Source organism: Butyricimonas hominis (assembly GCF_014287455.1).
Classification (GTDB): domain Bacteria; phylum Bacteroidota; class Bacteroidia; order Bacteroidales; family Marinifilaceae; genus Butyricimonas; species Butyricimonas muris.
In genome coordinates this window covers 308,639-325,442 of record NZ_JACOOH010000002.1, presented here as the reverse complement: position 1 = coordinate 325,442, position 16,804 = coordinate 308,639, and the positions used below count along the sequence as shown (strand labels likewise).

The following is a 16,804-nucleotide window of genomic DNA, read 5'->3' as shown; positions in this document are numbered from 1 at the left end:
TTCTTTAAACTCGTACAGCACATAGGACTAAACAGACTCGTCGGCAACGGGAGGTTCTACCGGTTGCGAAAAAACTTCCGTTCCGTCATCCAATAGAATAGATGTTACACAAAAACTCCCTGTCGCTTCCTCCGCGTTTCCGGAAATCCCGACCCGCATCCCGTCATAAGGGATAAAAAAAGGATCCCCGGCAGGTAAAATGCCAACCCGATAGAGTTTATACGTCCTGCCGTCATCTCCTTTCAGAACCGCTCTCACGCCTTCCGACTTCGACCCGACATGCTGCAAACGACACTCTATGATTCCATGAATTATTGTCATATCCTTAACTCTTTGAAATGAGAAATTCTTTTGCTATACCTCGGCTCCGCAATCCTCGCAAAACTTGATTCCGGCTTCCAACTGCTTCCCGCATTCCGGGCACACGACAAAAGCAACCGTTTTCGCTCCCGCTTGCCGTGCTACCTGTTCCGACTCCGCGTTCTGCCGCGGGTGAGCGGGTGCGTTACCGCGGGTGCTATAATCCAACGCGCGGTCGTAAGCCGTATCCATCCGTCCCTCCTGCCGCAGAATACGCTCATCGCGTTCACGCAACTGACGGTCTTTTTCCTCCATCTTTTCCCGTGTCCGGCTATCCCGCTCCTCCGCTTTCTGGGCTTGAATCCCACCGGTCATGGCCATCACGTCACGCATCATCCCGAACATCTGACTCTGATTATCGCGGTGCTCGGCATCACGGGACGCACGTTCCGCTTCCAGACGCGCATCCAACTCACGCCGTTGGGCTTCCAGACGCTCGCTCGCTTCCCGTTCGGCATCCGCGCTATACCTGTTCTCGGCATACGCCACGGCAGCATCGCCACCGCTTAACGCCCACACCTTCTCGTCGGAAAGTTCCTTGGAGTTCTCCCACTTCAGACGTTCCAACTCTTCGGCACTCTTCAAACGCGTTTGTTCCAGTTCCGCCTCATGCCGGCGCTGATTTTCTTTTCCTTCTTCCTCCCCCTTTTGCATCGCCATGAACTGTTGGAATTGGGTATCGTCATCCTCCCGTTCCATATCGTGCATACGCTTGACATCCTGATAGTCCATATCACGGCTACGCTGTTCCAAATCCAAATTAGTTTCGGCAAGCGTACGCTGTTTTTCAACTTCTTTATAGAAACGGCTGTCGTCATAATCGTCACGTAAACCGGTCAACTCGAGTTCCTTCTTGATAATCACTGCCGCCTTGTCAGCTTCACCTTCCAGACGAACACGCTCGAACTCGATACCGTCACGAAGTTGCATCATCTGGAATGCCATCCCCCGCTGGTAGCTGTTCGTTTGCAACTGATCCTGAAGCGCATACACTTCATCTTCACGGATCAAGCCCGTCTTGGCCAATTCCGCTAAAGCCGCATTACGCTCGTCATCATTCTGCGCCTCACGCACGATACGCTCGTTTTTCAGGAAATATTTGAATTTTTCCACTTCATCCTCGTGCAACAACCGGTCATGATTGATCACTTCCAATTGCTTGTCCAAATCCAAATCGGACGAGGCTTCATGCAACCGTTGCGCGTTCACGGTATCGGACAATCTATTCTTGAATTCATTGGAACGACGCAGGTAATCCAACTCTTTCTCTGAAAGATACAATTCACGACTCAACGCCCTGAAACGATCCAAATCCTCGTTCGCCGCCGAAATCTCCACGATACGCACGACCGACACACCGAAGAACGCCTCGGCGGCAACCGCGTTAATCTTGTCTTTTAACATCGAGTGAAGTTCCTTCGGGATACGATTGGAAGAGAGTTCCACGTCATACAACGCATCTTGGAGTACCGTACGGACGGTATCGGTTATCTCGTCCACGATAAACGCCGTGTTCAGCACCTGCCGCTCCGTCAAATAGTGAATGATAAACCGTTCCGGGTCTGAAATCTTGAAATAGGCATTCACGCCCAATTCCATATCGAGATACCGGGTCTGAATATTCATCGGGGTAAAATCCTTGTACCCGTCAATCTGCTGCTGTTTGGAACCAATGAGAAGCGGAAATGCTTTGTCCAACAAAATGATAATTGAAAAAGCCGCTCCCCGCTTCGCATTTTCTTGAATCACATTCTGCTGCTGCCGGTAAAGTTCCTCCCCGGTCTTATCTCCCTCCTCCCGCTTGCGGCTTTTAAATAAATTGACAATAAATTCCCATCCTTTCCGCAAATTTCTTCCCGCATTATTAATCGCTTGTTCCGATGAACCCGTAAAATCATAAGTACCGCCGCTGATAGAAGCGATAGTGCGCCCGTTAGCCCGGATATATGCTGTTGTTCCTTCCGGTATGATAATGCCTTGAATCTTATTATAAGAGTCAAATTCCGCCTCACTGATCACCCGGGCAACTTGCCCCGGTTGTATATTCCAATAAATACGCCCCTTCACCGTATTCAAGTCGGACGCTTCCGGTTGCGGTGAAGCCGGTGCTTTTTCCGCCGGAACCATTCGATGGCCGCATTTGGTACAAAACTTGGTCCCCGGTTTCAAGGGAGCACTACATTGAGGACATTCCATCGAGGCCTCTATTTTCTGTCCGCAAGAAGTGCAAAACTTTGCACCCGCACGAAGGACTGTATTACATTTAGGACAATTCATAATATTTCGTTTTACAATCTTATTTTAAATATTTCATTTTGCCGTGTAAACACGCTTGATTTCCCCGCCGACAGTGGTCGTTATGACATAACGGGCAGGTATTTTTCCCTTTTGAGCCTCCATGTCATAATTAAACTGTAATTCTTCCCGCCCGTCTTTATATCGCACCTTGAAAATCCCGTCAACCTCACGCGGTACCACGCCATAATTCGCGTACAGGTATTGATTTATCATCGTATGAATTTGGAGAATATTACCATCAACGGCACTGCGCACCTGTTCCAGAATGGAACCGCTCCTATTCCCCGATTTAATTCTCTCGACAGTACACCCGATTTTAGCGTCTTCGGGAACCAGAGCCTTCTTCCCAAGCCTTTCGCCCTCTGACTTTCCCCCCTTGTAAAAATTCATCGAGAGAGTCGGGTCCCCGAAAAGATTAAATTCCACGATCGTCAAAGCCGAGTATAAACTGCCCTGATCGGTTCCCTGCAACAAAGCACTACGCGCGATAAACAATGCCTGCGCCACGGTATATCCTTGCAAAACGGCATTCATGAAGCAACTGGCGATGATATCCGCCTCGCACAAAGCAACCGTGGAAGGAGTCGCGTTCAAAGAATCCACGGAACCCCAAGCCACCCGCGACGACCCCACGAAAGCCAACGTGTTCGCGGAGAGCGAGGCCAATAACATACTGTGATACCTATCCAACCCGATAAAACGTCCCCCGTAACAAGCCTCGCTGATAACGATATTAGGAGCCAGACAAGTCATCATGTGTTCCGGCTCGATGACCGGATAAGCTCCCTCCCCGCTTTTATGAAGCATGGCTCCGAAATAACCGCGTGACTCCAATCCTTCCCCTCCATGAAGGTTATAATAATACAAAGAAGCTCCCGCGTGGAAAACTTGGCTGACATTCTCCTCCATAACCATGGGAGAAAGAATAAGCCGGTTATAATAACAATCAGCCGGCAAACGACCGTCGAAATTACGCAAATAATTACCGCTCAAAAGATCACCCGCCACGCGGACGGACACATTCTTCCAGTTAGGATCGCATTGCCCGTAAGCCGCGATCATCGGAATACCGTGAGAATTTTCTATATCCCGCTTCAGGTAATCAAGTAAATCTTCGCATGACGCATCCTCCCCAAAAGGCAACCGTCCCACGAAAAAAAGCTGTTCGTACTTGAATATCTCCTGACTTTCAAGTAAAGCAAGCATCTCCTTGCCGTAGGGATAAGCGTAAAGTATATCCGTATCGATACTGTCATCATTACTATCATCCGGGATATAATGACGGACGCACGGCATGGGAATAATATCGCTTCCTCCTATAATAAACAGGTATTGCGATTCTTCCTTTCCCGCCGCTTCTTCCCGTTGATGAACATCCATCAGTATGTCCATATAATCCCACAACGAACTGTCGGCATTTAAACTGACCGTTCTGGCCTTCCCGAAAAAACCGCTCTTCCCGTAAGAATAATTACCGGCATCGACAAGTTTGTATGAAACGCCACACTTCCTTTTCTCCACGATAAATTTGTCAAACACGGCTGTTAAACTTTGCTCGTCAACATCCAGTTTTTCTGCCAGCAAATTCAGATTCGTGAAGAGCAATCCATGAATACCCGCTTCTTTAGACGAGGACGAACCCATGGAATCCTTGTTCATCGTGTGAACGTCCCTCTCCAATTTTGTTCCGCATTCCGAACAAAAAAGCACGTTCCCGTCTTCTATTTTATTTCCGCATTCAGGGCAATACATCGTTATTTCATTTTTTATTTGAGATACTTTTTCTGTCGTTTCGTCACCCCCGAAACATAATTCCGGGCTTCACTCGTGCTCAGACGAGTCGTGAGATGACTGTATAATTGTTCATAATTGCATTCGTTTATCAACGGGATGGCTTTATTCAGGTTCGTTGCTCCCGTGAAAGCCCTGCTCACGTTTCCCGCCCCGGTATTATACCCGGCAATCACGCACAACTTGCGGCAATCGGAATTGGCAACCGACGCGAACTGGTTCGACAAAACACGCAAATAGGCGGTACCCAATTCTATATTATTACGCGGGTTGAAAAGATAACTCCGCGTGGGAATCCACTCGCGCTTGTACACATAGCGAAACGCGTCAAAACCTCCCGACGTCGGGACAAGCTGCATCAACCCGTAAGCCGGAACCCAACTCGTTGCCTCGGGATTGAAACAGGATTCCTGCTCCATCACGGCATAAATAAGTGACGCCTCAATCTGGTAGACGCGCGAAAATTCCGCTACAAGGTCTTTATAAAGAGCCGCGTTTTTCGAGAGATTATCGGCAACAAGGCTCATTTGCACCTGCACCACTTGACGTGCTTCCTTGTTCGTTCCCGTTACCTTGACCGTTTTTTTACTTTGCGCCGCGATAGCTTTCGCGATAGATGCCGTTTCCCCTTTGCCCGACCATTCCTGCTTTTTTTGTTCGGCACGCTCACGAGCCTCTTCCTGTTTACTAGCGAGAGGATTACCATTTCTTTTATCGTCTTTCTCCAGAGTACGCTGTGCCATCGTTTTCCCCGTGTCAACAGTTCGTGCCAGCGAATCCTGCTTCCGATCAACCGTCAGATTTTTCCCCTTCACGGTCGGCACCGGGGGGACAGGACGGGCGGATGTCGGTTTCCTGTCCGTTGAGGCTGACGACGTATCGAATTTATACTTGGAGAAATCGACAAGCCCGTCAAGGATAGGTTTTTGCGTTAAGGCTTCCGATGCGTCAACAGAAGATTGGTAAGGACAGGTCGAACCCCTGCTGTTCAACATCCGTTCTATGGCTTCCGCCAAACGTGCGTTTATCTCGGTAGAATCCGTAACGCCGATATCGTCAAGCGCTATCTCCACGAAAATCTCCCCTTTGTCAAAATCGACAATGGAACGGCTATGATAATCATCACTGTATTCCACCCATTCCGTCCGGGTGTTGTCAATAACACTATCTTCCCCCCATACCTTTTTGATAGAACGGACATAACGAAAATAATCCGCTTTTGCTTGTGCCTCGTATTTCGCGTACTCTTCACGAGCCTGTTTACTATACGCCTCAAAATCAGACGTGATTTGCTTGGCATCTTTCTCGAACTGCACACGAAGCGAATCGGTAAGCGTCTTCGTCGATGTTACCGTCTGTGCATAACCATAAACCACTAAAATCATGATCAAAAAAACAAACACACATTTCTTCATACTCGCAACACATTGACAGTGTAAATATCCATATTAACTATCCGCAAAAACTCACACGAATCGCTCCTGTTCTCCCTTTCACACGCGACACTTCTCTAATTTTACAATAATATCAATAAATTTTTATTCACTGATACACAAAAGTAATTAATTTTTGATTAACACAAAATATAAATACATGAAAATTTGTCGTTATAAATCTTATATTTAAAATTATCACATTTATCGTAATAATATCAGTTTGTGTTTCATTTCTCGCAATTCGCAAAATGTTAAATTGCGATAAACGAAACACTGCATTTTCATCCCTTCACTCACACCCGGCATCCCCCGGACTATACTTAGGCTATGGTTTCCCGCTACCAAGTTCGAAGCATGAACGTAGCATCTTCGAAGCATGAACGTAAACCAGCGTTCATGCTCTGTTAATGATATGAAATTGCAATCTTTTTGATAGAGACCAAGGGTTGAACAGGGGTTATTCACGTGTAATGAAGAGTTATAGCAGTAAATTAGAATCCCCGATCGCAAAAAAGATGAAAAATATTTGCATTCTTCATTTATTCTTTTTTTCTTTGTCCCGATCAATTCAATCTGCGAGGATTGTTTGAATTATAAAGAGGAGTCGAGAGAACAGGCTCATTGAAGCTCCGACAACCTGCAAAAGATTTGCAAGGTGCCAAAACCTGACCTGAGAACCAGGAGTTATAATTTAAGCTGAAGAAAAATGAAAAAAGAAACACCAAACCAGAACAGCAGTTATTGCACCGCCAATTGTAGAAATCTTTTCATCCTCTCTATTGCCATGTCCATGTGTATGCGCTGCATGCGCTAATATCTTTTTTACCCCGGAACTTATTCATTTTAGATTTTTTGATTTTAGATTTATGATTGATCGTTGTGTCATGACTTTTATGACACAAACAACATCTACAATCTAATAATCAGATAGTTGCAAGGCAATTATCTTGAAAAAATCATTATTCAAACATTTATTTATCAAGAAATTGGACAATATCATGGCAAAAACATACGCGGAAATAAACGACAAGATAAAAAAGGGAACGGCAGTGGTTCTGACCGCCGAAGAAGTTTCCGAATTGGCAAAAACACTCTCGCCGAAAGAGATCGCCGAAAAAGTAGATGTGGTAACAACCGCCACTTTCGGGGCAATGTGTTCATCGGGCGCATTCTTGAATTTCGGTCATGCCAATCCCCCGATTCGCATGGAAAAAATCGAATTGAATGGGATACGTGTCAGTGGCGGACTCGCCGCCGTGGACACCTACGTGGGTGCCACGGACTGCAACCCAGAGAACCCGGCATACGGGGGTGCGCACGTTATCGAAGACCTCGTGGCAGGAAAAGAAATCGCCTTGGAGGCTTGGGGAAAAGGAACGGACTGCTATCCCTGCAAACACATTAAAACCCGTATCACGAAAGACTCAATCAACGAGGCAATCCTGTACAACCCGAGAAACGCGTACCAGAACTACAACGTGGCAACAAACTCCACGGACAAAATCAAATACACTTACATGGGAACCCTACTTCCAAAATTGCGCAACGCCTCGTACAGCACGGCAGGTGAACTCTCTCCCCTGTTGAATGATCCGGAATGTCGCACGATAGGATTGGGAACCCGCATTTTCCTCTGCGGCACGGAAGGGTACGTCACATGGAACGGGACACAATTCCACTCCACCAAAGAAGTCAACGAATACGGCATCCCGACCAGTAACGCCCGCACGATAGCGGTAATCGGCGATTTGAAGAACATGAGTACCGACTTCCTGCGAGGCGTGTACTACGAGAAATACGGGGTAAGCCTGTTTGTCGGGATCGGTATCCCCATCCCTATTCTGGATGAAGACCTCGCGCGCAGGGTATCCATTCGTAACGAACAGATTGAAACAACCGTCGTGGATTACGGGGACGGAAACAAGATTCTAGGAAAAACAAACTATGCCGCCCTCCAATCGGGTGAAATAGAAGTAAACGGACACAAGATCAGAACCACCCCCGTGGCCAGTCTGGCAAAAGCCCGACAAATCGCCGATATACTGAAATCATGGATTCAAAAAGGTGATTTCCTGCTCTCGGAACCCGTTCGACCGATGCCGACAGGAACTGCACTGAAACAATTGAAAATTGAAAGTTGAAAATTGAAAATGAACTCCTCCGTCTGCTTCGCAGCCACCTCTCTATAAACAGAGGAGGAGCTGGTGACACTAGCCAAAGACGGTGAGTAATTCAGCTCTCCCTCTGTTTATAGAGGAAAACTGGCGAGTAAGAGAGAACAGACTGAGAGCTTGCTCGTTGTCTGTCGAACGAGAGCCAGTTCGAGACCGGTTTCCGGGCTCAATACCCCGAAGGAGGGAGGGAGTTCAATCTAAAATCTAAAATTTAAAATCTAAAATTATTCCGGTTATGAATAAAAAAGTAATATTGACCTTCCCGGTCGACGCAACAGACAGACCTTTGACATACGAATTGATTCGTATTTATGATATAAAAATAAATATACTGAAAGGAGAAATACAACCCGGAAGAACCGGCTCTTTACTCATTGAAATGGATGCCGACGAATTGCGTATAGAACAAGCTATCGCATTTCTGAACGACAACGGAGTCACCGTGAGTCCCGTTTCCAGCAAAATCTCGTATGACGAAACCCGTTGCATCAATTGCGGCAACTGCGCATCCGCCTGTTTCTCCCACGCCTTGACTATTGAGGCTCCGGACTGGAAACTGCAATTCAACCCGGAAAAGTGTATCGCCTGCAAGCTATGCCTGAAAGCCTGCCCGCTGAAACTTTTCAAGATTGAATTCAGCGATTCGCTGAATTAGTTTATAAAGTTTATAAAGTTCATAAGGTTTATAAGGTTTATAAAGTTAGCAGACCTTATGAAAGCAAAAATAATAACACTGGACACTTTATAAACTTTACAAACCTTATAAACTTTACGAACTCAAATGGAATACAAAGATCGTACATACAGGGAACATTTACAGGAAGAGCGCTGGCATTCTTTCACGGTCGCTTTCAAGGAAACCGATTTGTGGATAGGGATTGACAAAGCCTCGTTTCACCCGGAGATTCCCGTCTTCACGGAAACCCGTGTACGGGCGTTACGGGAGAAAATGGACGCTTACATAGCCCAAGATCCGGACTACTTGAAAGCATTGGTACCACACGAGGCACAACCGACAGCACCGGTTATCTTCCGTGAGATGGCGGAAGTGGCTGTCCGTTCGGGCATCGGTCCCATGAGTGCCGTTGCCGGAGCTGTCGCCCGCGAAATAGGCATAGAAGTCAAAGAAAAGTTCGGGGTACAAGAGATTATCGTGGAAAACGGCGGAGATATATACGCCGACATCCGGACAGACATGGATATCGCCGTGTTCGCCGGGCAATCTCCCCTGTCCGAGAAAGTCGGTTTCACGATCAACGCCGGATATGCCCCGCTGGGAATATGCACCTCATCGGGCACCGTAGGTCCATCGCTCAGTTTCGGGAAAGCGGACGCGGTAATGATTATCTGCAAAGACTGTGCTTTGGCCGATACATACGCCACTGCCTTCGCCAACCGGATACAGACCGTGGAGGACATTGCCCCCTGCATGGAAGAGATAGGAAAAAAAGACGAAATCCTAGGAGCTATTTGTATCAAAGACGATAAAATCGGTATTCACGGGATATTTGATTTGAAGATTTGGAAATGAAGAAATTTAGAAATGAAAACATACAAAGACATACAACCAAACAACACCGACACGGGAGTTCCTGTAACCTGTAACTTGCCAAAGGCAAATGCAACCTGCAACCTGCAACTCGCCGCAGGCGACAACAAACGCATCCTCATCCTCGACGGAGCCACGGGGACAGCCTTACAAAAATTCGGATTAACAGAAGCCGATTTCCGGGGAGAAGAATTCGCGGGGCACCCTATCCCTTTGAAAGGCAACAACGACGTGTTGAATATCACCCGTCCCGACGTGATTCGCCGAGTGCATCAAAGTTATATTGAAGCGGGTGCCGATATTATAGAAACAAACACGTTCAACGCCAATGCCGTATCCCAAGCCGAATACGGGTGCACGGAATGGATTACCCGAATAAACCGGGAAGGGGCACGAATCGCCAAAGAAGCGGCTACCGCCTGCCGAGAACGCGAAATACTCGTGGCAGGAAGTATCGGTCCCACGGACAAATCTCTCACGCTTGCCCCCGATCCGGAACAGCCCGCCTACCGTATCGTGGACTTCGACACATTAGTCGCGGCTTACACTACCCAAGTTACCGCACTAATCGAGGGAGGCGTAGATCTCTTGCTCGTGGAAACCATTTATGACGGCCTGAATGCCAAGGCAGCCTTGTATGCTATCGCCAAAGTACAGGAGGAACGCGGGACACAACTCCCCGTGATGCTCTCGGCAACGATCAACGACAAAAGCGGTCGTACGCTGACAGGGCAATCACTGGATGCACTGTTCACCAGTTTGTCCCACTACCCCATCGTGAGTTTCGGGTTAAACTGCTCGTTCGGGGCAAAAGAATTACACCAATTCATCCGGGAACTGGCGCCACATATACCTTGTGCGATCAGCATCTACCCGAATGCCGGGCTTCCCAACGAAATGGGTGAATACGACGAATCTCCCGAATTCACGGCACAATGCCTGCAAAATATGGCAAAAGAAGGGTTAATCAACATCGCGGGCGGATGTTGCGGAACGACACCCGAACACATTCGGGCTATCGCCGAAGTGTTGAAAAACATCCCTCCCCGTGAAATCCCGGTTTCGGAACACCGGTTGAAAGTGAGCGGACTGGAAACTGTAATTGTTGATAAAGAGCAAAGCAATTTTATCAATATCGGGGAACGCACCAACGTAGCAGGTTCCGCCAAATTCGCCCGTCTGATACGGGAAAAGAATTACACGGAAGCCGCTATCATCGCCCGCAAACAAATCGAGGCGGGAGCGTCCATCATAGACATCAACATGGACGATGCCATGCTGGACGGCACGGCGGAAATGGAACGCTTCATTCGTATAATCAGCAACGAACCGGATATAGCCAAGGCACCCTTGATGATCGATTCGTCGAAATGGGAAACCATTCTTGCAGGATTGAAAAATTCGCAAGGGAAATGTATCGTGAACTCCATCAGCTTGAAAGAAGGGGAAGAAGAATTTCTGCACAAGGCGAAAGAGATACAACGCCTCGGGGCAGCAGTCGTGGTTATGGCTTTTGACGAGGAAGGACAAGCAACCACTTTCCAACGGAAAATAGACATCTGCCAACGCGCTTACCGATTACTGACTACCCGCGCCGGATTTACCCCCGAAAATATTGTCTTTGACGTGAATATCCTCGCTATCGGCACGGGTATCGACGAACATAACAATTATGCAGTGGACTTCATCGAAGCCGTGCGCTGGATAAAACAGAACCTGAAAGGCTGCCGCACATCGGGCGGAGTATCCAACCTCTCTTTCTCGTTCCGCGGTAACAATACCGTGCGGGAAGCCATGCATTCCGTTTTCCTGTACCACGCGATACGGGCGGGACTGGATATGGCTATCGTCAATCCCGCCATGTTGCAAGTGTATGACGAAATCAACCCGGAACTTCTTAAAGCAGTGGAAGATGTTGTCTTAAACCGCACTCCGGAGGCCACGGAAACATTAATCGCCCTAGCCGAGAAATATAAAGAAGTAAAGGGCGAAAACAAAAACGTACAAAACGAGGAATGGCGCACCCACCCGCTGGAAGAGCGCTTGGGACACGCACTCGTGAAAGGCATCACGGACTATCTTCCCGCGGATATAGAAGAGGCTCTCGCCCGGTATTCCAATCCGGTAGAAATTATCGAAGGACCGCTCATGAAAGGCATGGATCGCGTAGGCGAATTTTTCGGGGACGGCAAAATGTTCCTCCCACAAGTGGTGAAATCGGCAAAAGTGATGAAAGAAGCGGTGAATATCCTGCAACCCGAAATAGAACGCCATAACACGGCGGCACAAAACATGAAACGATTACCCAGAGTAATTCTTGCCACGGTAAAAGGCGACGTGCATGACATCGGCAAAAACATTGTAAACATTGTATTAACGTGTAATAATCTAGAAGTGATCGACCTTGGTGTCATGGTAGACAACCAAAGGATTATCGAGGCTATTAAAGAACACGAGGCGGATATTGTCGGGGTTAGCGGATTGATCACTCCCTCGCTGGGTGAAATGGAAAATCTATGCGAACTGTTACAGAAAGAACAACTGCAAGTACCGCTAATCGTGGGAGGTGCAACCACCTCATCCGTGCACACGGCTGTGAAACTGGCACCCAAATATGATCATTGTGTTGTACCCGGGGGGGATGCTTCACGTACCGTGGGAATCATAAAACGCTTGCTGAACGACCGGGAAAATTATACCCGTGAACTCAAACGGGAGCAGGAAGAAATCCGGACGCATTATTACCACCGTCAACAAAAACACATATCGCTTGAAGAAGCCCGCCGAAGAGCGCCACGCTTTAATTGGGATAACGTTCAACCGACAACATTCGGGGAACACAATTTACTGGTAAAACACCTTAATATCGAAGACCTCGTGGAAAGAATTGACTGGACCCCGTTCTTCCATTTCTGGGGATTCAAAGGAAAATACCCGGAGATCGTTTACACGAATGACGAGGCGGACCGCACTTATCAGGCAGCACTGGATATGTTGGGAAAAGTCATTGCCGGCAACGAATTTGACGCTTCCATCATCGTACGCTTTTTCGATGCCTGTTCGGAAAACGACGAAATCGTGCTGGACGGCAAATTCCGCTTCCCGATGCCCCGGCAACAGGCAGACCTGCAAGAATGTATCTCTTTGGCAGACTTCGTGATCCCCAAAGAGAAAGGGACGGGAAGTGTCGGTTTGTTCTGCCTGAAAGTATCCGACAAGCACAAGTGTAACGACTGTCGTGATTTCGAGCACCTTCTACGGGAAAGCCTGTGCGCCCGACTGACGGAAGCCTGCGCGGAATGGATGCAGGAGCAGATAAACGAGGGTACGCGTGTCATCCGTCCCGCTTTCGGTTACCCCTCTTGCCCGGATCACGCGTTAAAAAAGATCGCTTTCGAAGCATTGGATGCACCCGCCCAAATCGGGGTACAACTGACAGAAGGATATTCAATCTATCCCTCAACCAGCCTCTGCGGAATGCTGATCTCACACCCGGAAGCAAAATATTTCAGCGTGTAAACGCTGAAATAAGATAAAAGCTAAAGAGGGGGTAGTTGAAGCGTTGGTTCAAGCGCAGGGAATCTAAAATCTAAAATTTAAAATCTAAAATCATGAAAGTTATTGACATCTTAAACAAATCAGATAAAGCGGTATTCTCTTTCGAGCTGGTGCCACCGCTGAAAGGGGGAGATATTAACAAGATATACGAGGCAATTGAGCCGCTTATCGCTCTCGCTCCCCCGTTTATCAATATCACGTTCCACCGGGATGAATTGGAATACAGGGAATTACCAGACGGAACAATTAAAAAAGTTACCGTCACGAAGCGTCCGGGTACGGTAGCTCTGGCAGCCGCCATCATGAGAAGATACAACGTGGATATGGTTCCGCATATCGTGTGCGGTGGGGCTACCCGCCACAAAATCGAAAACGAATTGATTGATCTGAACTTTCTCGACATCGAGAACATAATGGCTCTCCGGGGAGATCCCATACCGGGACAGCGTTTTTTCTCACCCGAAGAAGACGGACACAAATACAGTTGCGAGTTAGTCGAACAGATATACCGCATGAATCACGGGCAATATCTTGATGATACTTTGACGGATTCCGTTCCCACGAATTTCTGTATCGGCGTGGCTGGTTACCCGGAAAAACATTACGAGGCGCCGAACCAAGCCTGTGATATCGAAAACCTGAAACGAAAAGTAGATGCCGGGGCAAATTATATCGTGACTCAAATGTTTTTCGACAACTCTAAATTCTTCCGGTTCGTGGAAAAATGCCGGGCGCAAGGAATCACGGTTCCGATTGTTCCGGGATTAAAACCGATCTCCACGCTCAAACATTTGGAGATGCTGCCCCGTACATTCAGCATTGATATTCCCCAAGAGTTGGTGAAAGAAATCCGCTCCTGTAAAAACAACAAGGAAATCAACCAAGTCGGTATCGAGTGGTGCGTGACACAAAGCAAGGATCTGATCGCACATGGCGTTCCCGCTGTCCACTATTATACCATGGGAAAATCGGAAAACATACAAGAGATAGTGAAACAAGTATTTTGAAAAAATCAAAAAGATGAACCAAGAACCGAAACCACGCTTTTTCGCACTGATACCACTGATTGTCTTTCTACTAATCTACTTGGTAGCTTCAATTATCATCGGAGACTTCTACAAGATGCCCATCACGGTAGCGTTTCTCGTATCATCCGTGGTTGCCGTGGCAATATCTTCGGGAGGCAAGTTACACAAACGAGTAGATTTATTTTGTAGAGGAGCGGCAAACAGCAACATCATGCTTATGGTGTGGATTTTCATTCTTGCCGGAGCTTTCGCCCAGACCGCCAAAGCGGTTGGAGCCGTCGATGCCACGGTAAATCTTGCTTTAGCCGTTCTCCCGGATAACTTGCTGCTCGCGGGAATGTTCATTGCAGCCTGCTTTATCTCGCTATCGATGGGAACCTCTGTCGGCACGATTGTCGCCCTCACTCCCGTCGCCGCAGGTATTGCCGCGCAAACAGACATAGCATTGCCCTACATGGTGGCAATCGTGGTTGGCGGCGCCATGTTCGGGGATAACCTTTCTTTTATCTCCGACACGACCATCGTGGCAACCCGCACACAAGGATGCAACATGAAAGACAAATTCAAGGTAAACAGTCTGATCGTCATTCCCGTAGCCGCACTCGTCGCTCTTGTCTACCTGTTTCAAGGAACGGAAATAACCACGCATCCCGTGATCCATGAAATCGAATGGTTGAAAATAATCCCCTACATTCTGGTTCTCGCGACCGCTTTATCCGGAATGAACGTCATGTTGGTATTGTTACTTGGCATTTTATGCTCGGGCATAGTCGGCATCCTTGCCGGAAGTATCCGATTCTGGGATTGGATCGCGGCCATGGGAACAGGGATATCCGGCATGGGTGAACTCATCATCATCACGCTGCTTGCCGGGGGGATGCTGGAAATGATCCGCTATAACGGGGGAATCGCCTACATCATACAGAAACTGACCACCCGCGTGAACTCGAAAAAAGGAGCAGAATTGAGTATTGCCGCACTCGTGAGCTTCGCTAACCTCTGCACGGCAAACAACACGATAGCGCTTATCATGGCAGGTCCCATTGCCAAGGATATTGCTGCCCGTTTTGGCGTAGATCCCCGAAAATCGGCCAGTTTATTGGACACGTTCTCCTGTTTTGTACAGGGAATCATTCCCTACGGGGCACAACTACTCATGGCTGCCGGATTAGCAGCTGTTACCCCACTCGCTATCATGCAATATCTTTATTACCCGTACCTCATGGGAATAGCCGCCCTTTTAGCCATATTTTTCCGGTACCCGAGAAAATACTCCTAACAATTGTAAATCTAAAATTAGTATGTAATTTCGCACCATGACAATAACAGAAGCACTCATCACCATATTGCTCGGCATGGCAGCCGGGTTTATCAATACAGTGGGCGGAGGTGGTTCCATGTTGGTGGTGCCCTTCCTGATCTTTATCGGTCTTCCGGCAAATGTAGCCAACGCGACAAACCGGATTGCCATTTTGTTACAAAACGTGGTTTCCGTCGGAAGTTTCAAACAAAAGAAAATACTTGATTTCAAAACCGATTACAAACTTCTGCTCCCCGTTGCCCTCGGAAGTATCGTGGGGGCTTTGATAGCGGTAGATATTAACGAGGACGTCTTCAAAAAAGTCATTGCCGGACTGTTGATTATCATGTTCTTCATGCTGCTTCTCAATCCCGACGCTTGGGTAAAAGCCAACGCGGATAAAGCAAAAATGAAACAACCGTGGCTGCGAAACCTGATCTTCTTTTTTATCGGTATTTACGGCGGCTTCATCCAAATCGGTATCGGTTTCTTTCTGCTTGCCGGACTGGTGCTGGGGTGCGGTTACGACCTGTTGAAAGCTAATGCCATAAAACTGTTTATCGTTCTCTTTTACACGATTATCGCTCTAGCAATCTTCATATACAACGATCTGGTCAGCTTCAAAGTAGGTCTTATCCTTGCCTGCGGCAATATGCTCGGCGCGTGGCTCGGCGTACGCTTCAGCGTGAAATGGGGAGCGAAATACATTCGCTATTTCCTGCTCGTGATACTGGTAGTCGTGGCTATCCGCCTTTATTTTAGCTAAAAATAAAAAAATACAAATACTGGAAAATGACGGGAATAGGAAATTACTGAAATAAGTAGGCGACAAAAAAGCATCGCATACGATATATTTTGATAACTTTGTAAATCAAATTTTACATCACCATGGAAATAAAAATAGGACACTCGTTCACGCAGGAAATAACAGTTCAGCATAAAGATACCGCGGCTGTTTACGGTTCGGGGAAATTGGAAGTATTTGCAACCCCGGCAATGGTCGGATTGATGGAAAACACGGCAATTAAATGCCTCGAAGGAATGCTCGACACTGACAGCGATACCGTGGGTATTGAAATCAACACCAAACACGTGAAAGCTACCGCCGTGGGCAAAAAAGTAGGCTGCAAAGCCACCATTACCGAAGTCGACGGTCGCCGTATTCGCTTTGAAATCGAAGCGTGGGACGAAACCACCCCTATCGGAACAGCCGTCCACGACCGTTTCATCATCAACCCGGAGAAATTTATGAGCAAACTTTAATAATTGAAAATTGAAAATGCAGAATTGAAAATGAAATAATCTTTCAA

Annotated in this window: 12 protein-coding genes and 1 riboswitch; of the genes, 8 read left to right on the top strand and 4 right to left on the bottom strand. The window is 47.5% G+C overall.

All coding sequences use genetic code 11. The features are described from left to right. Positions 1-27: 27 nt before the first annotated feature. From H8S64_RS04880 to H8S64_RS04865, 4 genes are read right to left on the bottom strand one after another with little or no spacing between them, the layout of a single operon-like run. Positions 28-321, bottom strand: a complete 294-nt coding sequence (locus H8S64_RS04880) for a hypothetical protein (RefSeq protein ID WP_186975205.1) — start codon at positions 319-321, stop codon at positions 28-30. A gap of 33 nt (positions 322-354) precedes the next feature. After that, positions 355-2,637, bottom strand: coding sequence for a double zinc ribbon domain-containing protein (locus tag H8S64_RS04875; RefSeq protein ID WP_186975204.1), 2,283 nt, complete (start codon positions 2,635-2,637; stop codon positions 355-357). A gap of 33 nt (positions 2,638-2,670) precedes the next feature. Continuing rightward, on the bottom strand, positions 2,671-4,410 hold the full coding sequence (locus H8S64_RS04870) for a C25 family cysteine peptidase (protein WP_186975203.1): 1,740 nt from the start codon (positions 4,408-4,410) through the stop codon (positions 2,671-2,673). Positions 4,411-4,424: 14 nt separating this feature from the next. Beyond that, on the bottom strand, positions 4,425-5,864 hold the full coding sequence (locus H8S64_RS04865; protein WP_186975202.1) for a murein transglycosylase domain-containing protein: 1,440 nt from the start codon (positions 5,862-5,864) through the stop codon (positions 4,425-4,427). Between the two features lie 609 nt (positions 5,865-6,473). Then, a riboswitch (SAM riboswitch) is annotated at positions 6,474-6,578 on the top strand. 305 nt (positions 6,579-6,883) lie between these two features. Here H8S64_RS04865 and H8S64_RS04860 point away from each other — a divergent pair. The 8 genes from H8S64_RS04860 to H8S64_RS04825 all read left to right on the top strand — a co-directional run bounded on the left by H8S64_RS04860 (position 6,884) and on the right by H8S64_RS04825 (position 16,757). Next, positions 6,884-8,026 (top strand): homocysteine biosynthesis protein, encoded by a 1,143-nt coding sequence (locus tag H8S64_RS04860; protein ID WP_099294503.1) that lies wholly within the window; start codon positions 6,884-6,886, stop codon positions 8,024-8,026. Between the two features lie 268 nt (positions 8,027-8,294). Continuing rightward, positions 8,295-8,714, top strand: coding sequence for an NIL domain-containing protein (locus H8S64_RS04855; protein ID WP_099292186.1), 420 nt, complete (start codon positions 8,295-8,297; stop codon positions 8,712-8,714). 126 nt (positions 8,715-8,840) lie between these two features. Continuing rightward, positions 8,841-9,590 (top strand): UPF0280 family protein, encoded by a 750-nt coding sequence (locus H8S64_RS04850; protein ID WP_186975201.1) that lies wholly within the window; start codon positions 8,841-8,843, stop codon positions 9,588-9,590. A 12-nt stretch (positions 9,591-9,602) separates the two neighbouring features. Next, entirely contained in the window at positions 9,603-13,127 is a 3,525-nt protein-coding gene (gene metH / locus H8S64_RS04845) for a methionine synthase (RefSeq protein WP_255469431.1), read from the top strand. Positions 13,128-13,219: 92 nt separating this feature from the next. Further along, entirely contained in the window at positions 13,220-14,173 is a 954-nt protein-coding gene (metF, locus tag H8S64_RS04840) for a methylenetetrahydrofolate reductase [NAD(P)H] (RefSeq protein WP_099292184.1), read from the top strand. A gap of 13 nt (positions 14,174-14,186) precedes the next feature. Then, positions 14,187-15,473: a Na+/H+ antiporter NhaC family protein gene (locus tag H8S64_RS04835; RefSeq protein ID WP_186975200.1), complete on the top strand. Its 1,287-nt coding sequence runs from the start codon at positions 14,187-14,189 to the stop codon at positions 15,471-15,473. 37 nt (positions 15,474-15,510) lie between these two features. Continuing rightward, positions 15,511-16,260, top strand: a complete 750-nt coding sequence (locus H8S64_RS04830) for a sulfite exporter TauE/SafE family protein (protein WP_186975199.1) — start codon at positions 15,511-15,513, stop codon at positions 16,258-16,260. A 122-nt stretch (positions 16,261-16,382) separates the two neighbouring features. Next, positions 16,383-16,757 (top strand): thioesterase family protein, encoded by a 375-nt coding sequence (locus H8S64_RS04825; protein ID WP_186975198.1) that lies wholly within the window; start codon positions 16,383-16,385, stop codon positions 16,755-16,757. The last annotated feature ends 47 nt before the right edge of the window (positions 16,758-16,804 follow it).